Source organism: Streptomyces sp. NPDC030820, from assembly GCF_055572075.1.
Genome location: NZ_JBVIEB010000001.1, coordinates 651279 through 674411, shown reverse-complemented (window position 1 = coordinate 674411; position 23133 = coordinate 651279). Strand labels below are relative to the sequence as shown.

Annotated in this window: 16 protein-coding genes and 3 tRNA genes; 12 read left to right on the top strand and 7 right to left on the bottom strand. The window is 72.1% G+C overall.

The window, feature by feature from the left end:
• The first annotated feature begins 23 nt into the window (after positions 1 to 23).
• The 3 genes from ACZ418_RS03010 to ACZ418_RS03000 all read left to right on the top strand — a co-directional run bounded on the left by ACZ418_RS03010 (position 24) and on the right by ACZ418_RS03000 (position 7019).
• Entirely contained in the window at positions 24 to 1037 is a 1014-nt protein-coding gene (locus tag ACZ418_RS03010; protein WP_468355979.1) for an AAA family ATPase, read from the top strand.
• Positions 1027 to 5829: an SAV_2336 N-terminal domain-related protein gene (locus ACZ418_RS03005; RefSeq protein WP_468355976.1), complete on the top strand. Its 4803-nt coding sequence runs from the start codon at positions 1027 to 1029 to the stop codon at positions 5827 to 5829. Before ACZ418_RS03010 ends, ACZ418_RS03005 begins: the two co-directional genes overlap by 11 nt.
• Positions 5830 to 5981: 152 nt before the next feature.
• Positions 5982 to 7019, top strand: coding sequence for a rod shape-determining protein (locus ACZ418_RS03000; protein WP_468355973.1), 1038 nt, complete (start codon positions 5982 to 5984; stop codon positions 7017 to 7019).
• Between the two features lie 15 nt (positions 7020 to 7034).
• Here ACZ418_RS03000 and ACZ418_RS02995 read toward each other — a convergent pair whose 3' ends face one another.
• Complete coding sequence (locus ACZ418_RS02995) at positions 7035 to 8414, bottom strand: MFS transporter (RefSeq protein ID WP_468355970.1); 1380 nt, start codon at positions 8412 to 8414, stop codon at positions 7035 to 7037.
• A 92-nt stretch (positions 8415 to 8506) separates the two neighbouring features.
• Between ACZ418_RS02995 and ACZ418_RS02990 the strand changes: the two genes are divergently transcribed.
• The 3 genes from ACZ418_RS02990 (at position 8507) to ACZ418_RS02980 (ending at position 10561) form a co-directional block, all read left to right on the top strand.
• Positions 8507 to 9427: a LysR family transcriptional regulator gene (locus tag ACZ418_RS02990; protein WP_468355967.1), complete on the top strand. Its 921-nt coding sequence runs from the start codon at positions 8507 to 8509 to the stop codon at positions 9425 to 9427.
• 664 nt (positions 9428 to 10091) lie between these two features.
• Positions 10092 to 10238 (top strand): hypothetical protein, encoded by a 147-nt coding sequence (locus ACZ418_RS02985; RefSeq protein WP_468355964.1) that lies wholly within the window; start codon positions 10092 to 10094, stop codon positions 10236 to 10238.
• 35 nt (positions 10239 to 10273) lie between these two features.
• Positions 10274 to 10561 carry a YciI family protein gene (locus tag ACZ418_RS02980; RefSeq protein ID WP_468355961.1) on the top strand — a complete coding sequence of 96 codons (288 nt, stop codon included), beginning with the start codon at positions 10274 to 10276 and terminating at the stop codon, positions 10559 to 10561.
• A gap of 173 nt (positions 10562 to 10734) precedes the next feature.
• Here ACZ418_RS02980 and ACZ418_RS02975 read toward each other — a convergent pair.
• From ACZ418_RS02975 to ACZ418_RS02965, 3 genes are all read right to left on the bottom strand, one after another.
• Positions 10735 to 10811 (bottom strand) — tRNA-Ile (locus ACZ418_RS02975).
• A gap of 176 nt (positions 10812 to 10987) precedes the next feature.
• Positions 10988 to 11060, bottom strand: a tRNA-Asn gene (locus ACZ418_RS02970).
• 6 nt (positions 11061 to 11066) lie between these two features.
• Positions 11067 to 11139, bottom strand: a tRNA-Asn gene (locus ACZ418_RS02965).
• A 161-nt stretch (positions 11140 to 11300) separates the two neighbouring features.
• Here ACZ418_RS02965 and ACZ418_RS02960 point away from each other — a divergent pair.
• From ACZ418_RS02960 to ACZ418_RS02945, 4 genes are all read left to right on the top strand, one after another.
• The gene (locus tag ACZ418_RS02960) at positions 11301 to 11606 is read left to right on the top strand and encodes a YtxH domain-containing protein (RefSeq protein ID WP_451007423.1); all 306 of its coding nucleotides are present in this window, start codon (positions 11301 to 11303) and stop codon (positions 11604 to 11606) included.
• Positions 11607 to 11678: 72 nt separating this feature from the next.
• Positions 11679 to 13118: an FGGY family carbohydrate kinase gene (locus ACZ418_RS02955; RefSeq protein WP_468355957.1), complete on the top strand. Its 1440-nt coding sequence runs from the start codon at positions 11679 to 11681 to the stop codon at positions 13116 to 13118.
• A gap of 112 nt (positions 13119 to 13230) precedes the next feature.
• Complete coding sequence (locus tag ACZ418_RS02950; RefSeq protein WP_468355954.1) at positions 13231 to 14964, top strand: ABC transporter ATP-binding protein; 1734 nt, start codon at positions 13231 to 13233, stop codon at positions 14962 to 14964.
• Positions 14964 to 16892, top strand: coding sequence for an ABC transporter ATP-binding protein (locus tag ACZ418_RS02945; RefSeq protein WP_468355951.1), 1929 nt, complete (start codon positions 14964 to 14966; stop codon positions 16890 to 16892). Before ACZ418_RS02950 ends, ACZ418_RS02945 begins: the two co-directional genes overlap by 1 nt.
• 32 nt (positions 16893 to 16924) lie before the next feature.
• Here ACZ418_RS02945 and ACZ418_RS02940 read toward each other — a convergent pair whose 3' ends face one another.
• Positions 16925 to 18103 carry an RNA polymerase sigma factor gene (locus ACZ418_RS02940; RefSeq protein ID WP_468355948.1) on the bottom strand — a complete coding sequence of 393 codons (1179 nt, stop codon included), beginning with the start codon at positions 18101 to 18103 and terminating at the stop codon, positions 16925 to 16927.
• A 232-nt stretch (positions 18104 to 18335) separates the two neighbouring features.
• On the opposite strand from ACZ418_RS02940, the gene ACZ418_RS02935 reads away from it, so the two are divergent.
• Positions 18336 to 18962: a hypothetical protein gene (locus ACZ418_RS02935; RefSeq protein ID WP_468355945.1), complete on the top strand. Its 627-nt coding sequence runs from the start codon at positions 18336 to 18338 to the stop codon at positions 18960 to 18962.
• Positions 18959 to 19885: a nucleotidyl transferase AbiEii/AbiGii toxin family protein gene (locus ACZ418_RS02930; protein WP_468355942.1), complete on the top strand. Its 927-nt coding sequence runs from the start codon at positions 18959 to 18961 to the stop codon at positions 19883 to 19885. Before ACZ418_RS02935 ends, ACZ418_RS02930 begins: the two co-directional genes overlap by 4 nt.
• Here the strand turns inward: ACZ418_RS02930 and dnaG are convergent.
• Together dnaG and ACZ418_RS02920 are read right to left on the bottom strand one after the other, a co-directional pair.
• Positions 19882 to 21780 (bottom strand): DNA primase, encoded by a 1899-nt coding sequence (gene dnaG / locus ACZ418_RS02925; RefSeq protein WP_468355939.1) that lies wholly within the window; start codon positions 21778 to 21780, stop codon positions 19882 to 19884. The genes ACZ418_RS02930 and dnaG overlap by 4 nt on opposite strands.
• Positions 21781 to 21818: 38 nt before the next feature.
• Positions 21819 to 23084, bottom strand: coding sequence for an NAD(P)/FAD-dependent oxidoreductase (locus tag ACZ418_RS02920; RefSeq protein WP_468355936.1), 1266 nt, complete (start codon positions 23082 to 23084; stop codon positions 21819 to 21821).
• Positions 23085 to 23133 lie beyond the last annotated feature (49 nt).

Below are 23133 nucleotides of genomic sequence, written 5' to 3'. Positions count from 1 at the left end.
CCGACCGAGAAGGACCGCAACCCATGCCCCTATGGCCCGTGTACACCGGCGCGAAGGAGCCGCACGACGGCATCACCCGGCTGCCGCCGCCCCCACCCTGGCGGGCCTTCGACGGCGGCCCCGCGCTGAACACGCCCGCAGACGCCGCCGACTCCGCGGCCACCTCGCCCGACCGCACCCACCGCGCGAAGACGTACCGGGCCACCCCGCGCACCGTCCAGCTGGTCAACGCCGCTCTGTACCTGCGGCGACCGCTCCTGGTCACCGGTCCACCCGGCACCGGCAAGTCCTCGCTGGCCTACGCGGTGGCCCACGAGCTGAGGCTGGGCCCGGTGCTGCGCTGGAACATCACCAGCCGCAGCACCCTGCAGGACGGCCTCTACCAGTACGACCCCCTCTCCCGCCTGTACGCCGCCCGTCAGGCCCCGGTGACGCCCACGCCGGAGCCGGGCCCGGAGGACCATCTGCGCCTCGGTCCCCTGGGCACGGCCCTGCTCCCCTACGCCCGCCCGCGTGCCCTGCTCATCGACGAGATCGACAAGAGCGACCTGGACCTGCCCAACGACCTGCTGAACGTGCTGGAGGAGGGCCAGTACGAGATCCCCGAACTGGTCCGCGCCGCCGGGCACGTCCCGACGGCACAGGTGATGGTCGACGGCACCCACGACCGGGTCCCGGTCGAACGCGGGCGGGTCCGCTGCCGCGCGTTCCCCTTCGTCGTCCTGACGAGCAACGGCGAGCGCGAGTTCCCGCCCGCGTTCCTGCGCCGCTGTGTGACGCTGCGGCTGCGGCAGCCGGACGACCGGCAGCTGGCCGACATCGTCCGCGCCCACTTCGACGACGAGCCCGACGCCTACGCCCAGACCCTGATCAGCCGCTTCCTGTCCCGCGTGGGCGGCGGCGACCTGGCCACCGACCAACTGCTCAACGCGATCTACCTGGCCCGCTCCGCCGATCTGCCCGCCGACTCCCTGGACGACCTCGCGGCACAGCTGATGCCGTACCTCGGCGAAGGCCGGCACCCCGATGGGTTCTGACGCCTCCGTCCCCGCGGACCCCCTCGCCCGCCTGGCCGACGCGCTGGCCCGGGCGACCACGGGGGTGCGCCCCACACCGCTGGAGCTGGCCGAACTGCTATGGCTGGCACGGCAGATGGAACCCGAACCGGCAGCCGACGATCCGGAGGCGACCGCCACCGGCGCAGGCGCACCGGTGCCGGCCGAACCTCCCGCCCGGGAGCCGCTGTCAAAGCCGCCCGCGGCACCGCCCCGGGAACGGCGCCCGACCCCGCCGCCGCGGCCCGCCCCGACCGGGCCGCGGGAAGCACACCGGGCCCCGCTGCACCTGCCGTCGCCGGTGCCGGGCGACACCGGCCCGTACAGGGGCCTCCTCGCGCCCGCGCCGCCGATGCTGCGCCATCCCCTGGACCTGCAACGCGCACTGCGCCCGCTCAAACGGCACGCCGACGCCCCGGCCGGCCAGCAGCTCGACGAGCACGCCACCGCCGACCGCATCGCCCGCCTCGGTGCGTCCCCCGAGTGGTGGCTGCCGGTGCTGCGCCCCGCCAAGGAGCGCTGGCTGCGCCTCAACCTGGTGTACGACACGGGTCCGACGATGCCCGTGTGGCTGCCCCTGATCCGCGAACTGCACACGGCTTTGGCCCAGTCGGGCGTCTTCCGCACGGTGAGCCCGGTCCGGGTCACGCCCGAGGGCACGGTGCACGGCGAGGGCACGCACGGCCCGGCCGACGGCCGCACCGTCACCCTGGTGATCAGCGACTGCATGGGCCCGCAGTGGCGGCCCGGCCCGGCGGGCGGCCGCTGGGAGGCAACCCTGCGCCGCTGGTGCCGCCGGATGCCGGTGGCCGTCGTACAGCCGCTGCCGGAGCATCTGTGGCGGGACACCGCTCTGCCGGCCGCGCCGGGCCTGCTGACCGCCCCGTCCCCGGCCGCTCCGGCCGCGGCGCTGGCGTTCGCCCCGTACGACGGCGATCCGGCGCGGTTCGCGGACCGGGGCACGGTCCCGCTGCCCGTCCTGGAGGCCGGTCCGCGGTGGCTGGCCAACTGGGCGGCCCTGCTGACCTCGGCCGGGGGCAGCTCAGTGCCGGGCTCGGCCGCGCCGCTGGGCAGCCACCCCGCCCCCGAGACCCGTACCGACCTCGGCCGGCTCTCCGCCGAGGAGTTGGTCCTGCGGTTCCGCGAGACCTCCTCCACGGAGGCGGTGCGGCTGGCCGGCCATCTGGCCGTGGGCCGCCCCGACCTGCCGGTGATGCGGCTGGTGCAGCGCGCGGTCGAGCCCGATCCGCGCCCCCAGCAACTGGCCGAGATCATTCTCAGCGGCCTGCTGACCACGGCCCCCGGACCACCGGGCAGCTACGCCTTCCGCCCCGGCGTGCGGGACCTCCTGCTGCGCGGGCTGCCCCGCTCGTCCCGCAACCGTGTGACCGACCTGCTGGCCCGGGCGGGCGGGCTGATCGAGGAGCGGGCGGGCGCGGCACCGGGAGAGTTCCGCGCGGTGACACCGGCGGCGGACGGCACCGGGGCGGAGGCGGCGCGCGGGGAGGCGTTCGCGACGGTACGCCCGGAGAGCGTACGCAGGCTCTCCGGACCCGGGGGGCGGTCGGTGCCGCCGGGGGTGGGCGCCCGTTACCGGCTGCTGCGGCGGATGAGCCCGAGCGGCACCCTGTGGCTGGCCGAGGCCCCCGGGGAGAACCGGACGGTGGTGGTGCGGCTGCACGAGCCGGTCACCGACCGGGAGCGGCGCGCGCAGTTCCTGCGGGAGACGAAGGCGCTGAAACAGCTCGACCATCCGAACGTGGTGACCGTCCACGAGTTCGGCATCGAGGACGACATCCCGTACGTCGTCATGGAACACCTGGACGGCATCCCGCTGAACGCCTTGGCGGCACCGAACGGCTACCACCTGCCGGCACCGCTGACGGTGTCCATCGGGGCGCAGCTCGCGCGCGCTCTGCGAGCCGCGCGCGCGGGCTGGGTCCGGCACGGCGCCCTGGGCATGTCCCGGGTGGTGCTGCTGCCCGACGGTACGGTGAAACTCACCCTGTTCGAGCCGTTCCTGCCGTCGAACGTGCCGAGGGACGAGGACGAGCGGGCGCTGGGGCAGCTGATGCTGCCCCTGGCCGCCGGGAACCCGCAGGCCGGTGCGGAAAGCACGCTGCGCCATCTCCCCAAGCCGTTGCGTCGACCGTACGCGGAGGCTTTCTCCTACCTGCTGTCCATGCCGCGCTACGGCTCGGGCATGCGGACGCTCCTGAACGACCGGATGCTGGAGCTGGCCCGGGAGGCGTACGACCCACGGTTCTACTCGCTCCTCGGCCCGGTGACCGTCGACGTCCCCGGCCGCCCGGCGGAACTGCAGCCGCCGGCCCGCGCGCTGCTCGCCATGCTGCTGCTCCGGCACGGCCGCAAGGTGACGCACGACGAGCTGCGGGCCGGACTCTGGGCCCCCGCCGAGGAGCCGAAGGACGCGATGGCGGTCCTGGGCCGCCTGGCGTCGGGGCTGCGCGAGACCCTGGGCCCCGGGGCCGCGCTGGCGACACTTCCCGACGGGTACGCCCTGCACACCAGCGCCGACCGCGTGGACCTGCTCGACTTCGAAGAGCTGGAGCGGACGGCCGCCGAGCTGGACGCTCCGGGCTTCGCCCAGCAGGCGCGGGACCATCTGGACCGGGCACTGGGCCTGTGGCACGACGCCGGCCCCCTCGCCGACGTCCCCGGCCCCGCGGCCCGCACCGCCCGCACCCGGCTCGTGCAGCTGCGGCTCGCCCTGTACCGCAGGCGGGCCGAACTCGACCTGGACCTGGGTGAGTTCGAGCGTGCGGCGGCAGACCTCGGCGAACTCCTGCGCACGCACCCGGCACGCGAGGACTACCGCCGCCTGCTGCTGCTCGCGCTGCAGCGGCTGGGCCGCATCGAGGAAGCCCTGGAGGTGTTCTGGGAGTACGAGGAGTCCGGCGGCGACGATCCCGCCCTGCTGGCTCTCGGGCACGAACTGCGCCGTGACCACGCCGACCACGCCGACCACGCCGAGCCGACGGACGCGGAGGAGCCGTCCCAGTACGCCCCGGACCCCGGCCACGCCTGGACCGAGGGCCCCGACGGGCTGCCGCTGGGCTCGTTCCCCACCGAGGACGACCTGCCCTCGCTCCTGTACGGTCCCGAGGACGCGGCGGAGGACGGGCCGCTGCCGCAGGACGACGTGCCGGACAGTCTCTTTTCGACGGAGGACGCCCCGACCACTGTGCCCCTGCGTGCCGTGGCGCTCTTCGAGCTCGCGGACGAGACCCGGGACGCGGACGACTCGTCAGCACTCGGCCGGGCTGTGGTGCGGCTGCTGGTGGCCGCAGGGCTGGACCCGGACGAGTACCGGCTGCTGACCGACCGCAACGATTGCATGGTCCAGCTGCGCGTCGGGGTGTCGGCACTCGGGTTCTTCTCCGTCGTCCTGCGGGAGTTCGAAGACCGTGTGACCGAGACGGGGCGCCTGCGGTGGCGGGTGAGTCTCCTGCATCCGTCGGGTGACCTGGGGTCCTGGCGGCCGCCGGACGGGTTCTTCGAGCAGGCGCTGGAGGAGGACGGCGTCATGGGTGTCGTCGTACTCCCCGACGTGCTCCGGAACGAGCTGGCCGCCGACGGCCTCGCCCACCCCGACCTGGTGCCCGTGAGCCGTCGCGGGCCCTCCGACGGCTGGTGTCTTCTCGCGCGGCCGCCGTCCCCCGACGCCGTCGAGCCGGTCCAGGGTCCCTTCCGGCTGCCCCACCGGGTGCCGCTGCCCCGGCCCGCGGGCAGGACGCGAACCGTCGTCTTCACGGCGTACGACACCGGGTTCACCCTCGACCGGCCCGACGGCGACTGTTTCTACTACGAGGTGGATCTCACCGAGCGCCGCACGGAACTGGACGATCTGCACCCGGTGGGCCCCGGCGTTCCCGTGCTCCGGCTGGCGGGCGAGGCGCGCTGGCGGATCGTCACCCCGCTCCTCGCCGTTCCGGCCGTGGCGGCCCGGGCTCCGTCCGACCTCGTCCGAGAGCACGTGGTGGACTGCCTGGGCGACGTCGCACCTCTCCACCCACCCGGCGGGTGGCTGGACACCGCCCCGATCAGCAAGCTGATCGGGGCGAATACGGAACTCACCGTCACGGTGGGCCACCGGCCCCCGGCCGGGTTCGAGATCCACTGGGAGGGCAGGCTGACTTCGGCCCACCTGTCCGAAGCCTTGCTCAACGCGGAGACCCTCAAAGGACTCGCCGACGCCCTCCGTGCCGCCGACGCCGTGCTGATGGGGTTCGACGGCGTACTGACCCGTCTGCACCTCGCCGGCCGCCAAGGCGGGGGGGAGAACACCGCCATGCAGCAGGCCGCCGATCTCCACTTCGACCTGACGACGCGCGAGACGGCCGCCGCCCGCGCGTCGCGCCCCGAGCCCGACGCCGACACGCTGCTGCGCACCCTGGCCGGCAAGGGCAAGTCGCTGGCCCTGGTGACCGACTGCTCGACGGCGGCGGCCACGGCGTACCTGGAACGGTGGGGCCTCATGGACTGCGTGGACGGCGGAGTGCACGGACGCGACGGGACCGATGCTCCGCCGATGCCCGATCCGCACCGCGTCCTGCAGGCCACCGCCCGGCTCGGCATCGTTCCCGCGAAGTGCCTGATGATCGGGAACACCGACGCCGAGTGGGAAGCCGCCCGGGCGGCCGGAGTGCCGTTCGTCTACGTGAGCCCCGCCCTGTCCCACCGGGTGGACGGCCCCGCCACGCTGACGGGCCCCGGCCTCTTACCTCTCCTGCACGCCGCACAGAGCCTGTGACGCGCCCAAGGCCCTGAAGAACCCCCATTCAGCGGCACCCCGCCCGGCCCCCTCCAGCAGGCGCACGCCGTCGCGGCCCGTGCAGGATGCAGTGTGGGAAGCCCGCCGACCGGCCGGGCGCACCGAAGGCCCGCGCACCGGAAGGATCCGCCGTGACCGTCAGTCTGGAGCAGTTGCGCCGCTGCCACTTCGCCGTCGACCTGGGTGCCGCCCGCACCCGCGTGTATGTGAAGGGCGCCGGCCTCGTCGTCGACCAGCCCTCGGTCGCCGCCGTGAACACCCGTACCGGGGCGCTCATAGCCGTGGGCGAGTTCGCGGAGAAGATGACGGGACGGACGCCGGGGTACATCCGGGTCGCGCGGCCCATCTCCGGCGGCACGGTGGTCGACATCGAGATGGCCCAGCGCATGCTGCGGCAACTGCTCGGCGACAAGATGCGCCGCAGCCTGCGCCGCAACCTCCGGCTGCGCGCGGCGGCCTGCACCCCGCACGACGCCGACCCGCTGGCCCAGCGGGCGACCATCGAGACGCTGGTCGGGCTGGGTGCCAGAAGGGTCGAGCTGGTGGACACGCTGATCGCCGCCGCGGTGGGGTGCGGGCTGCCGGTGGACCGCCCCGAGGCCACGATGATCATGGTGTGCGGGGCAGCCGCCACCCAGGTGGCCGTCCTCTCGCTCGGCTCCATCGTCACCGCCGAGCGGATCCCGGTGGGCGGCGAGGCGGTGGACCACGCGATCGTGCAGCTCCTGCGGCACGAGCATGAGCTGATGCTGCCCAGTCAGTCGGTACGGCCGCTGCAACTGGCCCTGTCCGGCACCGGGCTGACCGCGGGCGGCCCGGAGACCACCGAGATCCACGGCCGGGACGTGGCCACCGGGCTCGCCCGCAGTGTGCGCGTCAACACCGCCACCGTGCGGGACGCGATCCAGACCCCGCTGACCGCCGTCCTCGACGGCATCGGCAAGGTGCTGCGCGAGTGCCCGCCCGACCTGGTCGCCGACCTCGCCGACCGCGGGATCACGATGGTCGGCGGCTCGGCGCTGCTGCCCGGCTTCGACCAGATGCTGCGGCAGGCCACCGGGATGCCGGTGTACATCGCCGAGCGCCCCGACATCTGCGCGGCCGAGGGCCTCGGCGCCATGCTGGAGGGCCGGGTCGAGCCCTTGGTCCTGAACCCGCTGGCCGCCTGAGGCGGACGCCCTCGCTCACTCACCCGTGCGGGAAACCAGCAGCACCGCGATCACCCCGACCCCCATGAGCAGGTAACCGGAGTCGGTCAAGGCACCCGACGTGCCCAGCACCGCCACCCCCAGCGCAGACCCAGCCTGACGGATACCGTTGAGCGCACCCTGGCTCGTCGCCGCGTACTCGGCCGGCGCCGCGACGGCCACCGCCGCGGCCGCGCCCGGAATGGACAGCGTGCCGGTCGCGGCCAGCGCCAGCTCCGCGGCCACGATCAGCGGCAGCGGCGGACGCCCGCCCGCCGCGCAGGCCAGCAGCGCCCCGGCGAGGACGGCGGCGGACATACCGGTCAGCAGCACCGGGCGGGGGCCGTAGCGGGCCACGAGCCGGCCGGTGAAGAACGGCATCACACACACCGGGAAGGCCATCGGCAGGGCGGCGAGACCGGCGTCGAACGGCGTCAGGCAGTAGGTGTGCTGGAGCCAGACGGCGAGCTGGTACATGCCGCCGAAGTAGGCGAAGCAGGACACCGCGGCGGCCACCATCGCCGCCCGCACCCTCGGCAGGGCGAGCAGCGCCGGCGGCAGGACGGGGGCGGCGGCACGGCGCTCCACGGCGGCCACCGCGGCGAAGCAGCCGAGCGCGGCGGCGAGCGGGAGCAGCGCGGCCGGCGCGCCCCAGCCCTCGATGCCGGCCTCGACCAGGCCGAAGGTGAGCAGACCGAGACCGGCGGTGGACAGCACCAGCCCGGCGCGGTCCAGGGCTCGGCCGGTCCGTGCGGGCGGCGCGGGCAGCCGGCGGGCGAGGAACAGCGCGGCCAGGGCGAGGGGCGGGTTGACCAGGAACACCAGCCGCCAGCCGCCGAGTTCGACGAGGGCCCCGCCGAGCACGGGTCCGGCGGCGGCACCCAGCCCGCTGAGCGCCGCCCAGGCACCGATCGCGCGGGTACGGCGGGCGGGATCGGGGTTCTGGTGGATGAGGAGCGCCAGGGAGGCGGGCACCAGACCGGCGCCCGCGGCGCCGAGCGCGGCGCGTGCGGCGATCAGGGCACCGGCGCCGGGCGCGAGGGCGCAGGCCACGGACAGCGCGGCGAAGAGGCCGAGCGCGAGGGTGTAGACCCGGCGGGCGCCCCAGCGGTCGGCGATGACTCCGCCGGCCAGGAGCAGCCCGGCGAAGACGACCGTGTAGGCGTCGACGGTCCAGGGCAGCGCGGCGGCGGCCGGGTGCAGCGAGGTCTGGATGCCGGGGACGGCGACGTTGAGGATCGAGGTGTCCAGCAGGACGAGGAGATTGCCGGTGGCGATGCCGGCGAAGGCCCCACGACGTGTGCTTCGGGTGGTCCCGCGGGAGGCGGGACCGGCGGCCGGCGTTGCCGGCCGGCAGGTGGGTTCGGCTGTGGTCATGCGGGCAGCGTGTCGCGCACGGCGTGGTGCTCGCGACGCCGCACTTTCGATGGGGGCATCGGAAAGTCCGATGGGCTGGTTACGCTTCCACCGTGGACTCCCGCTACCTGCGCGCCTTCGTCGCGGTCGCCGAGCACGGCGGCATCTCAGCCGCCGCCCTGGCCCTGGGCTATGCGCAGTCCAGTGTGAGCGCCCAGCTCAAGCGGCTGGAGGCCGACTTGGGCGTGAGCGTACTGGTGCGGGCGGGCACGGGCGCGGTGCTGACCGAGGCCGGCGCCCGGCTGCTGCCGTACGCGCGCGAGTCGCTGGAGCTGGAGGAGCGGATGCGCCGGGCGGTCCGCGGCGACCGGGTCCGGCTGCGAATCGGGGCGCAGGAATCGCTGGCCCACGTGTGGCTGCCCGAGGTGCTGGCCGCGCTGGAGTACGGTGCGGGCGGCACCGGCACCGGCGCGGACATCGCGCTGACGGTGGCCTCTCGCGCGGCGTTGGAACGGGCCTTCACGGCAGGCGAGTTGGACCTGATGTTCCAGTACGACAACGGAGTCCGCCCGGTCCGCCCGCACGCGGTCGTGGGGCACGACCGTACGGTGCTGGTGGCGGCGCCCGGCCATCCACTGGCCCGACGGGAAACGGTGACTCCCGGGCAACTGCTGCGCTTTGACTTCCTGGTGGCCGAGCGTGGCTGCACCTCGGAGATGCTGGTGGACCGCTTCGGCCGTGATCTGCTGACCGGCGCCCAGCACACCCTGCTCCAGGGCTCGATGGCAGCTCTGCTCCGCCTGCTCGGCCACGGCCGCGGCATCACCCTGCTCCCCCACCTGACCGTGGCACGGGAGCTGACGGAGGGTGAACTGGTCGAACTGCCCCTGAGCGAGCGCATCCGGCCGGTCGCCATCACGGCCCAGTGGCACCCCCGCCTGGGCGGGGCCGAACGCACCGTACGAACCCTGCTCGACCTGGCCCACCGCGCCGATCCGCTGCCGGAGGTGACGGAGGCACAGCGCGCGTCCTGACGCACGGACGGGCCCGGCGGTCAGTACGGCAGGATGCGCCCCGACGGCGTCCTGCGGTCGATCTCCCGGTCGCGCGGGGCGCTGGGGCGTCGGATGACGCGTACCCGGATGCGACGGTCCATGACGCCCTCCCTCTGCCGAAGTGGCCCGGCGGTCGACGCCGGTAGGGGGTGGGTGCCCAGGACACGGCCTGTTCAAGCATGTACGGGTCAAACAGCCGATCGACCTGACTGAGCCTTGACGCCTCCTAGGACGAGCGTCCTGGAGAAGTGCCACGGCTAGGACATGCGTCCTAACGGAACAGGGGAGCGTGGTTGTGGTGGCGGGGAGCGCCGGAACTTCTACTACCACTTCAGGACCAAGGACGAGATCCTCAGCGCGGTGATCGAGGCTCGGCTGCAGGGCACCCGCGAGATGCTCAGGGAGTGGGAGCACGAGCAGCCGGAACCGGCAGGCCGGGTACGCCGGTTCGTGGAGATCGTCATCGTCAACCGTGCGGACATACAGAACTTCGGCTGTCCCGTCGGAACCCTCACCAACGAACTCGCGAAGCTCGGCCACCCCGCACATCCGCAGGCGGTCGCCGTCTTCGACCTCCTACGGGCCTGGCTCCGCGAGCAGTTCGAGCAGCTCGGCTTCGTGGGCCGAGAGCGAAGACTTCGCGATGCACGTGCTGGCCCTCAGCCAAGGTGTGGCCACCTTGTCCAACGCGTTCAAGGACGACGAGTTCGTGCAGCGAGAGGTCGATCGCCTGCTCGCCTGGCTCGCTGATCGTCTCAACGACCGCGGATCATCGCGCTCCCGCACCTGACACGACCACTCGACCCGCAACCGAAGGAGATTCCCGTGTTCCTCGTCCTGCTCCGCTTCGCCGACGGCAAGAGCAAGGCCACGGACCACATGGCCGGGCATCAGGCCTGGATCAAGCAGGGCCTGGACGACGGTGTCTTCCTGCTGGTCGGCAGCATTCAGCCCGGCCAGGGCGGCGCCGTGGTGGCGCACAACGCGAGCCGGGACGAGCTGCAGGCACGCGTCGCGGCCGATCCCTTCGTCGTCCACGACGTCGTGTCCGCCGAGATCATCGAGATCGCCCCCAACGTCACCGATCCCCGCCTCGCCTTCCTGGCGGGGTGACCGCATCCGCCGGAACGTGCTGACGCGGCAGCCCCTGCCGCGTGAATCCGGGAGATCGACTTTCCCGCACTCGGCGGTGTCCGCCGAGGGAGTGAACGGCGGTCGCCACGCTGGCGTGGCGACCGCCGCCCTTGCAGGTGCGCAGGTAGAAACGCTTCTGCGCGTGTAGCGCCTGGTGGGGCGGGTGGGACTCGAACCCACGGCCGACGGATTATGAGTCCGCTGCTCTAACCGGCTGAGCTACCGCCCCATAGCGGCGTGTCGCGTACAAGTGTGCGCGCCGTCTGCCGCAGCATAGCCGCTCATACGATCTCCTGCCTCGGATGGTCGGCTTCCGCGCTGCTCATGACCTTGGGGACATCGACGCAGGCGCGACGGTTCCCGCGGGCATGAAAAAGGACCCCCAAGGGGTCCTCGTTCATCGCGCTCCCCCGACTGGACTCGAACCAGTAACCTGCCGGTTAACAGCCGGCTGCTCTGCCAATTGAGCTACGGAGGACCGAAGCTCCCCCGACTGGACTCGAACCAGTAACCTGCCGGTTAACAGCCGGCTGCTCTGCCAATTGAGCTACGGAGGATCGCCTCGTTCGCATCGAACGTACCTCCCTGGGTATTCGCCAGGGGGCGCTCGCTCGCTGCGACACATACATTAGCGCAAGCAGGGGGGTGTTCCGCCAATCGGTTCCCCCCGGCGCCCCACGTCGCACCAGCAGACCCAGGCAAGGGAAAGGTGGCAGCCATGCGCTACCGGCTCACGTTCGTCGCCGGACTGGCCCTCGGTTACGTGCTCGGCACGAGGGCCGGACGCGAGCGCTACGAGCAGCTGAAGAAGTCCGCTCGGCGGATCGCGCAGAACCCGGCCGTCCGCAATACGGCCGAGACCGCCGCCCAGCAGGGCCGCCAGTACGCCGGCAAGGCCTTCCACACGGTCAGTCACAGGGTCGGCGACCGGGTTCCGGAGACGGTGGCCCAGCGGGTGAGGTCCCTGCGGGAGCGGAACCTGAACGGCACGCCCGAGGACGACTGGGGCACCAGCAACACGTAGGAATGCCCGCATCCCCACTCCTTTGGCCGCCCTCTGCCACCGCATCCACAGGAATGCTGCAAAATTCAGGGCATGGGGATAGTCGCCGGCTTGGACAGCTCACCGGACTTCACACGCATCGTGGTCTGCGACACGGACACCGGTGCCGTACTGCGGCAGGGCTACGCCCCGCATCCAGTGGAGGGCCGGCCCAGCGACGTGGACCCGCAGGCCTGGCTGCTCTCCCTCGGTGAGGCGGCCGGCGGCGGCCTCCTGGAGGGCGTGCAGGCCATCGGCGTGTCGGCCCAGCAGAACGCACTGGTCCCGCTGGACGCCCAGGGCAACACCGTGCGCCCGGCGATGGTCGGCGGCGACAAGCGGGCGCAGGTCGCGGCGGCCGACCTGATCGACGCGCTCGGCGGGCGGGAGGCCTGGGCGCAGGCCGTCGGATGCGTGCCGCAGGCCGCCCAGCCCGTCACCAAGCTGCGCTGGCTCGCCAAGACCGAGCCCGAGAACGCCCGCCGCACGGCCGTACTGCTCCAGGCGCACGACTGGCTGGTCTGGCAGCTGCTCGGGCGGCCGGTGCGCAGGACCACCGACCGCGGTGGCGCCTCCGGCACCGGGTACTGGTCGGCGGCCACCGGCGCCTACCGGCCCGACCTGGTAGAGCTGGCCCTCGGCCATCAGGCGATGCTGCCGGAGGTGATCGGCCCGTCGGACGCGGCCGGTACGACCCCGGAGGGGCTGCTGATCTCCGCCGGGACCGGGGAGACCATGGCCGCCGCGTTCGGGCTCGGGATCGGGCTGGGGGACGCTGTGGTGTCCCTCGGTGCCTCCGGGTCCGTGATGGCCGTGCACCCCGAGGCACTCGCCGACCAGTCCGGGATGATCACCTCGCTCGCCGACGCCACCGGCATGCACCTGCCGGTCGTGACCACCCTGAACGCCGTACGGACCCTGCGCGGGACCGCGGAACTTCTCGGGCTGCCGGACCTGGAGAGCCTGTCCGAGCTGGCGATGAAGTCCACGCCGGGCGCGCACGGACTGGTCCTGCTGCCCTATCTGGAGGGTGAGCGGACGCCGAATCTGCCGCACACCGCCGGGACGATCGCGGGCCTCAGGCGCGAGTCGATGAAGCCCGAGCATCTGGCGCGGGCCGCGTTCGAGGGCATGCTGTGCGGGCTCGGAGACGCGCTGGACGTGCTGCGCGGGCGGGGCGTGGACGTGCGGCGGATCTTCCTGCTCGGCCCGGCCGCCGAGCTGCCCGCCGTGCAGGCCTCGGTGCCCTCGCTGTTCGGCGCGCAGGTCGTCGTACCGCAGCCCGCGGACTACGCGGCGATCGGCGCGGCCCGGCAGGCGGCCTGGGCGCTCGGTGTGTCGCAGGGCGCACTCGATCCGCGCACCCCGCCGGCCTGGCAGGGCGCGGCGGCGCAGGTGCTGGAGCCGGGCGACGAGCTGCCCGTGGGCCAGGCGGTGCGGCAGCAGTTCACGGCGGTGCGGGAGCAGACCCACCCGGGGGCGTTCCGCTCTTAGCTCAAGAGCCCGGTACCGAGGCGTTAATCGGTTGAGGTAACGCGGGTGGAGTGTCCGACGATAGGGGCCAGGGGCAACCGACCCCCCACCCGCCGACTCCGAGAGACCTAGCGTGCTCATACGACTCCTGCGGACCTACCTCAGGCCCTACAAGAAGCCCATCGCCCTGCTGGTGCTGCTGCAGTTCCTGCAGACCTGCGCCACTCTCTACCTGCCCACGCTGAACGCGCACATCATCGACAACGGTGTCGTGAAGGGCGACACGGACTACATCCTGTCCTTCGGTGCCCTGATGATCGGCATCTCGCTCGCGCAGGTCGTCTGCAACATCGGCGCCGTGTACTTCGGTGCGCGGACCGCCTCCGCGCTCGGCCGGGACGTGCGCGGGGCCGTCTTCGACCGGGTGCAGTCCTTCTCCGCGCGTGAGGTGGGTCACTTCGGGGCGCCCTCGCTCATCACGCGTACGACGAACGACGTTCAGCAGGTCCAGATGCTGGCCCTGATGACGTTCACCCTGATGGTCTCGGCGCCCATCATGTGTGTGGGCGGCATCGTGCTGGCGCTCGGCCTGGACGTGCCGCTGTCCGGGGTGCTGGTCGCCGTCGTGCCGGTGCTGGCGATCTGCGTGACGCTCATCGTGCGCCGGCTGCGCCCGCTGTTCCGCTCGATGCAGGTCCGCCTGGACACGGTGAACCGGGTGCTGCGCGAGCAGATCACCGGCAACCGGGTGATCCGCGCCTTCGTGCGCGACGAGTACGAGCAGGGCCGGTTCGGGAAAGCCAACGGCGATCTCACCGAGATGCAGCTGGCCACCGGCCGGATGCTCGCGCTGATGTTCCCGATCGTCATGACGGTGGTGAACCTGTCGTCGATCGCGGTGGTGTGGTTCGGCGCGCACCGCATCGACAGCGGCGGGATGCAGATCGGTGACCTGACCGCCTTCCTCGCCTATCTGATGCAGATCGTCATGTCCGTGATGATGGCGACCTTCATGTTCATGATGGTGCCGCGCGCGGAGGTGTGCGCCGAGCGCATCGAGGAGGTCCTGGGCACCGACTCCAGCGTCGTTCCGCCGGTCGCGCCGGTCACCGAGCTGCGCCGGCACGGCCACCTGGAGATCCGGGGCGCGGGCTTCCGCTATCCGGGTGCCGAGGAGCCGGTGCTGAAGTCCATCGACCTGGTGGCCCGGCCCGGTGAGGTGACGGCCGTGATCGGCTCCACCGGCAGCGGCAAGTCGACGCTGCTCGGGCTGGTCCCGCGGCTGTTCGACGCCACCGAGGGCGAGGTCCTGGTGGACGGCGTGGACGTGCAGGAGGTCGACCCGAAGCTGCTCGCGCGGACGGTCGGACTGGTGCCGCAGAAGCCGTACCTGTTCGCGGGGACGGTCGCCACCAACCTGCGCTACGGCAACCCGGACGCCACCGACGAGGAGCTGTGGCACGCGCTGGAGGTGGCGCAGGCCAAGGACTTCGTGAGCAAGCTGGAGGGCGGCCTGGACGCGCCGATCGCGCAGGGCGGTACGAACGTCTCCGGCGGCCAGCGCCAGCGGCTCGCCATCGCCCGCACCCTGGTCCAGCGGCCGGAGATCTACCTCTTCGACGACTCCTTCTCCGCGCTCGACTACGCCACCGACGCGGCCCTGCGCAGCGCGCTCGGCCGCGAGACCGCCGAGGCGACCGTCGTCATCGTCGCCCAGCGGGTGGCGACCATCCGGGAGGCGGACCGGATCATCGTGCTGGACGAGGGCCGGGTCGTCGGCTCCGGCCGGCACCGGGAGCTGATGGCGGGCAACGAGACCTACCGGGAGATCGTGCTCTCCCAGCTGACGGAAGCGGAGGCCGCCTGATGGCAGGGCCCATGGGACGCATGATGGCCGGGGGCGGCCCCGACCAGCGCTCGATGGACTTCAAGGGATCGGGCAAACGGCTCGTCTCCCAGTTCAGACCGGAACGGCTCACGATCTACGGCCTGCTGCTGTGCGTGGTCGTCAGCGTGACCCTCAACGTGATCGGCCCGAAGATCCTCGGCCGGGCCACCGACCTGGTCTTCGCCGGCATCATCGGCCGGCAGCTGCCGGCCGGGGTCACCAAGGAGCAGGTCCTCGACCGGATGCGGGCCCATGGTCAGGGCTCCATCGCGGACATGCTCAAGAGCACCGACTTCACGCCCGGCAAGGGCATCGACTTCGGTGCCGTCGGGAACGTCCTGCTGCTCGCGCTGTGTACGTTCCTGGTCGCCGGCCTGCTGATGGCGGTGGCCACCCGGCTGGTCAACCGGGCCGTGAACCGCACGATGTACCGGATGCGCGAGTCCGTGCAGGCGAAGCTGTCGCGGCTGCCGCTGTCGTACTTCGACAAGCGCCAGCGCGGTGAGGTGCTCTCCCGCGCGACCAACGACATCGACAACATCGGGCAGACGCTCCAGCAGTCGATGGGCCAGCTGATCAACTCGCTGCTGACCATCATCGGCGTGCTCGTGATGATGTTCTACGTCTCCTGGATCCTGGCGCTGGTCGCCCTGGTCACCGTGCCGCTGTCGTTCCTGGTGGCCACCCGGGTCGGCAAGCGCTCGCAGCCGCACTTCGTGCAGCAGTGGCGCTCCACCGGCAAGCTGAACGCACACGTCGAGGAGATGTACACCGGGCACAACCTGGTGAAGGTGTTCGGCCGGCAGGAGGAGTCGGCGAAGCAGTTCGCCGAGCAGAACGAGGCGCTGTACCAGGCCGGGTTCAAGGCGCAGTTCAACAGCGGCGTCATGCAGCCGCTGATGATGTTCGTGTCGAACCTGAACTACGTCCTGGTGGCGGTGGTCGGCGGCCTGCGGGTCGCGTCCGGCGCCCTGTCCATCGGTGACGTCCAGGCATTCATCCAGTACTCGCGGCAGTTCTCGATGCCGCTGACGCAGGTCGCGTCGATGGCGAACCTGGTGCAGTCCGGTGTCGCCTCGGCCGAGCGGATCTTCGAACTCCTGGACGCGGAGGAGCAGGAGGCGGATCCGGTGCCGGGCGAGCGGCCGGCGGAACTGCGCGGCCGGGTGCGGCTGGAGCACGTGTCCTTCCGGTACGACCCGGAGAAGCCGCTGATCGAGGACCTCTCGCTCACGGTGGAGCCCGGTCACACGGTGGCGATCGTCGGTCCGACGGGTGCGGGCAAGACCACGCTGGTCAACCTGCTGATGCGGTTCTACGACGTGTCGGGCGGCCGGATCACCCTCGACGGGGTCGACATCCGGAAGATGTCCCGGGACGACCTGCGGTCCGGGATCGGCATGGTGCTGCAGGACACCTGGCTGTTCGGCGGCACGATCGCGGACAACATCGCGTACGGGGCGTCCAGGGAGGTCACCCGCGGGGAGATCGAGGAGGCGGCACGGGCGGCCCACGCCGACCGCTTCGTCCGCACCCTCCCCGACGGGTACGACACCGTGATCGACGACGAGGGCACCGGCGTCAGCGCGGGTGAGAAGCAGCTCATCACCATCGCGCGGGCGTTCCTGTCCGACCCGACGATCCTGGTGCTGGACGAGGCGACGAGTTCGGTCGACACCCGCACCGAGGTGCTGATCCAGAAGGCGATGGCCAAGCTGGCCGCGGGGCGGACGTCGTTCGTGATCGCGCACCGGCTGTCGACGATCCGGGACGCCGACACGATTCTCGTCATGGAGAACGGATCGATCGTGGAACAGGGCGCGCACGCGGAGCTGTTGGCCGCGGACGGTGCGTACGCCCGGCTGTACAAGGCCCAGTTCGCGCAGGCTGTGGCCGAGGTGGACTAGGCACACGGGGGCCGCCTGCGGGCGGCCCCCGTTCAGTCCAGGTAACCCCTCAGCTGGTCCGCGAAGGCATGGTCCCGGAGCTTGTTGAGGGTCTTGGACTCGATCTGCCGTATCCGCTCCCGGGTCACCCCGAACAGCCGGCCTATCTCCTCCAGCGTGCGCGGCCGGCCGTCGACGAGCCCGTACCGGAGCTGTACGACCTTCCGCTCCCGCTCGCCCAGCGTGGACAGCACGGCCTCCAGATGCTCCCGGAGCAGCAGGAACGCCGCCGACTCGACCGGCGATGCCGCGTCCCCGTCCTCGATCAGGTCGCCGAGGGCCACGTCGTCCTCCTCGCCGACCGGGGCGTGCAGCGAGACCGGCTCCTGGGCGAGACGCAGCACCTCGGAGACCCGTTCGGGCGGCAGGTCGAGATGCGCGGCGACCTCTTCGGGCGTCGGCTCGTAGCCCCGCTCCTGCAGCATCCGCCGCTGGACGCGCACGACCCGGTTGATCAGCTCGACCACGTGCACCGGGACGCGGATGGTGCGGGCCTGGTCGGCGAGGGCCCGGGACATGGCCTGGCGGATCCACCAGGTGGCGTAGGTCGAGAACTTGTAGCCGCGGGCGTAGTCGAACTTCTCCACCGCCCGGATCAGCCCGAGGTTGCCCTCCTGCACCAGGTCGAGCATGGTCAGCCCGCGGCCGACGTACCGCTTGGCGACGGACACGACGAGCCGCAGGTTGGCCTCGATGAGCCGCCTCTTGGCCATTCGCCCCATGACGACGAGCCGGTCCAGATCGAGCGCCAACTGGCTGTCCAGATCGGAGGCGTTGCTCAGCTTCTCCTCGGCGAACAGGCCGGCCTCGACCCGGCGGGCGAGTTCGACCTCCTCGGCGGCGGTGAGCAGCGGGATACGGCCGATCTCGCGCAGGTACTGGCGGAACAGGTCGGTCGAGGGGCCGCCGGTCTCGGCCCGGGCCGCGACCGGTGTCTCGACGGGCTCGGCGGCCTCCAGCGGTTCGCCGTCCTCCTCGGGCTCGTCCACGAGCGCTTCCGCGGGTGGTTCCGCCGGCTCGGCGGGCACCGCCTCGGGGTGGCCGGCGGGGCGGCTCTGCGGGGGCACGGCCACGAGGACGTCCAGCTCCGCGTCCGGCTCGTCCGCGCTCGCGCCGGTGGTACTGGTGGCACTGGTGGCGCTGTCGGTCTGGGTGAGGGTCTGGGTCTGCACGGGGGCGACCTCCAGGATGATCGCTGCTGAAGGCTGTGCGGCAGCGGTACTTCGGGAGCGGAGAGTCGACGGCCTGCGCTCCGAGGATCGGGCACCGGACCCAGTGTGGAGTACGACACATCCCCGCCACGAGGGGCTTGCGGTGACTTTTTGCGTCCGGTTCGTGACCGGACGGTGATCGGCGCAGGGAAACCGGGCGCCGGATCCGGCCTTGATCTGGGAGGATCCCCGGGTGTCCGGACTTCTGTACGAAACCCATGTCACCGTCCGCTGTGCCGGCCCCGCCGAGACGGAACGGCTGCGCGGCTGGGCGGAGGCGGCCGGGCTGAAGCTGACGCACATCGTGCTGGCCCGCGGCCGGATGCGGGACCAGCCGATGCTGACCCTGACCGGTTCGGCCTCGTACGCCGAGCAGTCGGCGCGGGCGGGGCGGACGGTGGCGGCGCTGCGGTCGGCCGGTTTCGCGCCGGTCCGGGTGAAGACGGAGTCGGTGCCGTGGGCGCCGGAGGTGCCGGACGGGCCGTGCGGGGGCGGGCAGTATTTCGAGCACCATGTGAAGCTCCTGCTGGACGCCGGCACGGACCTCGCCGAACTGGCCGCGCTCGTCGTCCCGCACGGCGCGCATGTGTCCTGGAACGCGCGCCGGGTACGGGCCGGCGGTCGGCACGAGCGGTTTGTGACACAGCGCTGCCGGGGCGTCCGCGACGCGGAGGCCGAAGCGGCGCTGCGGCTACTGCTGGCGGAGCTGGACGGGCTCGAAGTGCTGGGCGTGGAGCGGGAGTTCGTGCTGTACGACAGCGACGAGTCGGTGGACGACGGGTGGATCGAGGAGCCGGTGGTTCAGGAGGTGCGGGGATGAGCGGGACGGAGCGGGAACGGCCGACCAGGGATGTGCCCCGGACACTGACCTGGATACCCGGCGACGACGTGAGCCAGCGCCCCGTCTTCGAACCGGCCCTCAAGCAGTACCAGAACGCCTACCGCGCCACCGACCCCGTGTTCACCGAGCCGGTACGCGGCGAGGCCTGGCGTACGGCCCGGCGGCGGGCCCTCGGCCTGGTACTGGCCGCCCTCGCGGACTCGGAGTGGGCGCAGGCGCTGGTGCTGCGCGGCAGCGTACTGATGTCGGTGTGGTTCGGGCAGGCCGCGCGGGAGCCCGGTGACCTGGACTTCGTCGTCGTACCCGCCGACTGGCGGATCGAGGAGGCGCGGACGGCCCGGATGCTGGACGGCATCGCGGAGGCGGCGCAGGCGGGGGCGGCGGCAGATGCGGGAGGGGTGAGGTTCTCGGCCCGGAACACCGTCGTGGAGGACATCTGGACCTACGACCGCGTGCCCGGCCGCCGCATGCTCCTGCCCTGGTCGGCGCCCGGTCTGCCCGGCGGGCACGTGCAGCTGGACTTCGTCTTCAACGAGGAGCTGCCCGAGCCGCCCGAGCCGGTCGAACTGCCCGGCGGCACCGTGCTGTCGGCCGCTTCGCCCGCGCTGTCGCTGGCCTGGAAGCTGATGTGGCTGATCGACGACGCGCATCCGCAGGGCAAGGACCTCTACGACGCCGTGCTGCTGGCCGAATCCCACCCGCTCCCCTATGACCTGCTGCTGCGGGTGTTCGAGCTCTCGGGCAGCGACGGCTCGACCGGCAGCCTGCACGAGGTGGCACAGGCCGCGCGGTACGTGGAGTGGGACCACTTCGTCACGGAGTACCCGCAGTTCGCCCACCGCGCGGGCGAGTTCGCGAAGCGGCTGGTGCAGGCGGTGACACCGACCTTCGCGGGCCGCTAGAGCGCCTCCGCGCCCCGCTCCCGCAGCGCCTGGTCGTACTGCTGGAGAACCCACATCTCGTTCTGTACGGCGGCCAGCTGGGCGGGGTCGCCGCCGGTGGCGAGGCGGGTCAGCTGGGACTGGATGTCGTGGATGCGGCGCTCGACGGCGCGGCGGCGGATCTGGACCAGGACCGTGCCGGCGTAGGTCTCGTCGACCGTGCGGCGCAGGATCGGCTCGACGGCCAGCTCGGTGACCATCGCGCGGACGGTGTCGTCGGGCGCGGCCTCACGTACCCGGATCAGGTACTCCTGCGGGTCCTGGACGCCGTACTCCGCGCCGCCCGCCTCCGCGACGGCCTGGCGGACGGCCGCGTACGGCGGCGCGGTGAACTCGTCCACGCCGTAGGCGTCGAAGGCCGGGGAGACCAGCTCGGGGCGCTGGAGGGCGAGTTTGAGCAGTTCGCGTTCGGCGGCGTGGACCGGGTTGCGCAGGGTGAGGGCCGGGCCGGTGCTCGCCGGGCGCGGGGTGGCGTCGTATGCCGGCATGCGGCTTCGCTGTGGCGCGGGAGCCTGGCCGCCGTGCCCGTTTCTGCGCACCAGGTAGCCGACGCGATCCACGACGAATTCCTGATCCAGGATGCCGACCAGGCCCGCCAGTTGCACCGCGACCTCACGCCGGACACTGCGGTCCTTGATCTTGGACACGACTGGCGCGGCTTCGTCCAGTGCCGCCGCTCGTCCTCCCGGAGTGTCCAGGTCGTAGCGCGAGACGATCTGGCGGAGTGCGAACTCGAAGAGCGGCGTGCGCGGTTCGGCCAGGTCCGCCACCGCCTCGTCGCCCTTGGCCAGGCGCAGCTCGCACGGGTCCATGCCGTCGGGCGCGATGGCGATGTAGGTCTCGGCGGCGAACTTCTGGTCGTCCTCGAAGGCGCGCAGGGCCGCCTTCTGGCCGGCCGCGTCGCCGTCGAAGGTGAAGATCACGCGCGCGCTGCCGTTGTCCATCAGCAGCCGGCGGAGGATCTTGATGTGCTCGCCGCCGAAGGCCGTGCCGCAGGTCGCGATCGCCGTCGTCACTCCGGCGAGGTGGCAGGCCATGACGTCGGTGTAGCCCTCGACCACCACCGCGCGGCTGCTCTTGGCGATCTCCTTCTTCGCCAGGTCGATGCCGTACAGCACCTGGCTCTTCCTGTAGATCGCCGTGTCGGGCGTGTTCAGGTACTTCGGGCCGTTGTCCGCCTCGTACAGCTTGCGGGCGCCGAAGCCGACGACCTCGCCGCCGATGTCGCGGATCGGCCACATCAGACGGCCCCGGAAGCGGTCGATGGGACCCCGGCGGCCCTCCTGGGACAGCCCGGAGAGGATCAGCTCCTTGTCGGTGAATCCCTTGCCGCGCAGGTAGCGGGTGAGGTGGTCCCAGCCCTGGGGGCTGTATCCGACGCCGAAGTGGACGGCGGCGGCCTGGTCGAAACCGCGCTCGGCGAGGAAGATCCGGCCGGTCTCGGCCTCGGGGCTGGTGGCGAGCTGCTCGGCGTACCACTGCGCGGCGATCTTGTGCGCCTCGACCAGGCGGATGCGCTCGCCGCGCTGGTGGGCCGGGTTGTACCCGCCCTCCTCGTAACGCAGGGTGATGCCGGCCTGGGCGGCGAGCCGCTCCACCGCCTCCGAGAAGGAGAGGTGGTCCACCTTCATCACGAAGGTGATGGTGTCGCCGCCCTCCTGGCAGCCGAAACAGTGGAAGAGTCCCTTGCTCGGGCTGACCTGGAAGGACGGCGACTTCTCGTCGTGGAACGGGCAAAGGCCCTTGAGGTTGCCGCCGCCCGCGCCCCGCAGCTGGAGGTACTCGGAGACCACGGCGTCGATCGGGACCGCGTCCCGTACCGCCTTCACGTCCTCGTCGTTGATCCGTCCTGCCACGCGTGAATTCTACGGGGGTGGTGTGACAGTCCTGGTCCTCAGGAAGTGAGGCTGTCCAGCGGTACGTGCGGGTCGGCCAGGGCCTCTGTGTCCACCTGGGCCTTGGCACGGACCAGCTTCTGGATCTGGTCTGTGACATCCCACACGTTCACGTTCATCCCGGCCAGCACGCGTCCCTCCTTCACCCAGAACGCGATGAACTCCCGCTTTCCGGCGTCACCCCGGATCACCACCTGGTCGTACGATCCGGCCGGCGCCCACCCGCTGTACTCCATGCCCAGGTCGTACTGGTCGGTGAAGAAGTAGGGCACACGGTCGTAGGTCACGTCCTGGCCGAGCATCGCGCGGGCCGCCGCCGGGCCGCCGTTCAGCGCGTTCGCCCAGTGCTCGACCCGCACCCGGGTGTCGAACAGGGCGAGGGGGAAGTTCGCCACGTCACCGGCCGCGTAGATGTCCGGGTCGGACGTGCGCAGCCGTTCGTCGACGACGATGCCGCCGCCGTGCGCCCGGTCGGCGGTCTCCAGGCCCGCCGCCTCCGCGAGGCCGACCCGGGGCGCCGCCCCGATCGCGGCGAGCACGTCGTGCGCCGGGTGCTCCTCGCCGTCGTCGGTGCGGGCCGCGAGGACCATGCCGTCCTGGCCGACGATCTCGGTGAGCTGCCGCCCGAAGTGGAAGCGGACGCCGTGCTCGCGGTGCAGCTCGGCGAAGACGCCGCCCAGCTCGGGGCCGAGGACGCCGTGCAGCGGGGTCGGCGCCGGTTCGATCACCGTGACCTCCGCGCCGTACTCGCGGGCGGCCGCCGCGACCTCCAGGCCGATCCAGCCGGCGCCCGCGATCACGATGTGCCCGTTGTCCCGGCCGAGGGCCGCGAGGACGCCCTTGAGGCGCTCGGCGTGGGCGAGGCGGCGCAGGTGGTGCACGCCCGCCAGGTCGGTGCCCGGGATGTCCAGGCGGCGCGGCTCGGCGCCGGTGACCAGCAGCAGCTTGTCGTAGCGGACGAGGGTGCCGTCGTCGCCGAAGCGGACCGTCTTCGCGCTGCGGTCGATGCGGTCCACGAACTGGCCGAGGTGCAGCTCGATGTCGTTCTGCGCGTACCAGGCCGGCTCGTGCACGAAGACGCTGTCGCGCTCCTCCTTGCCGAGCAGATAGCCCTTGGACAGCGGCGGTCGCTCATAGGGGTGGTCGCGTTCGTCACTGATCAGTATCACCCGGCCGGTGAAGCCCTCCGTCCGGAGCGTCTCGGCCGCCTTCGCGCCGGCGAGTCCGCCCCCGACGATGACGAATGTCTGATCCGCGTCGACCACTTGATGCCTCCTCGTAAGGGTGCCGCCACATGCGAGCGTCCCGCACCGG

Excerpts from the sequence above, each read along its gene's own strand:
- ACZ418_RS03010 (WP_468355979.1), top strand. The coding sequence starts at position 24 with ATGCCCCTATGGCCCGTGTACACCGGCGCGAAGGAGCCGCACGACGGC.
- ACZ418_RS03005 (WP_468355976.1), top strand. The coding sequence starts at position 1,027 with ATGGGTTCTGACGCCTCCGTCCCCGCGGACCCCCTCGCCCGCCTGGCC.
- ACZ418_RS02995 (WP_468355970.1), bottom strand. The coding sequence starts at position 8,414 with ATGACCACAGCCGAACCCACCTGCCGGCCGGCAACGCCGGCCGCCGGT.
- ACZ418_RS02985 (WP_468355964.1), top strand. The coding sequence starts at position 10,092 with ATGCACGTGCTGGCCCTCAGCCAAGGTGTGGCCACCTTGTCCAACGCG.
- ACZ418_RS02960 (WP_451007423.1), top strand. The coding sequence starts at position 11,301 with ATGCGCTACCGGCTCACGTTCGTCGCCGGACTGGCCCTCGGTTACGTG.
- ACZ418_RS02955 (WP_468355957.1), top strand. The coding sequence starts at position 11,679 with ATGGGGATAGTCGCCGGCTTGGACAGCTCACCGGACTTCACACGCATC.
- ACZ418_RS02945 (WP_468355951.1), top strand. The coding sequence starts at position 14,964 with ATGGCAGGGCCCATGGGACGCATGATGGCCGGGGGCGGCCCCGACCAG.
- ACZ418_RS02930 (WP_468355942.1), top strand. The coding sequence starts at position 18,959 with ATGAGCGGGACGGAGCGGGAACGGCCGACCAGGGATGTGCCCCGGACA.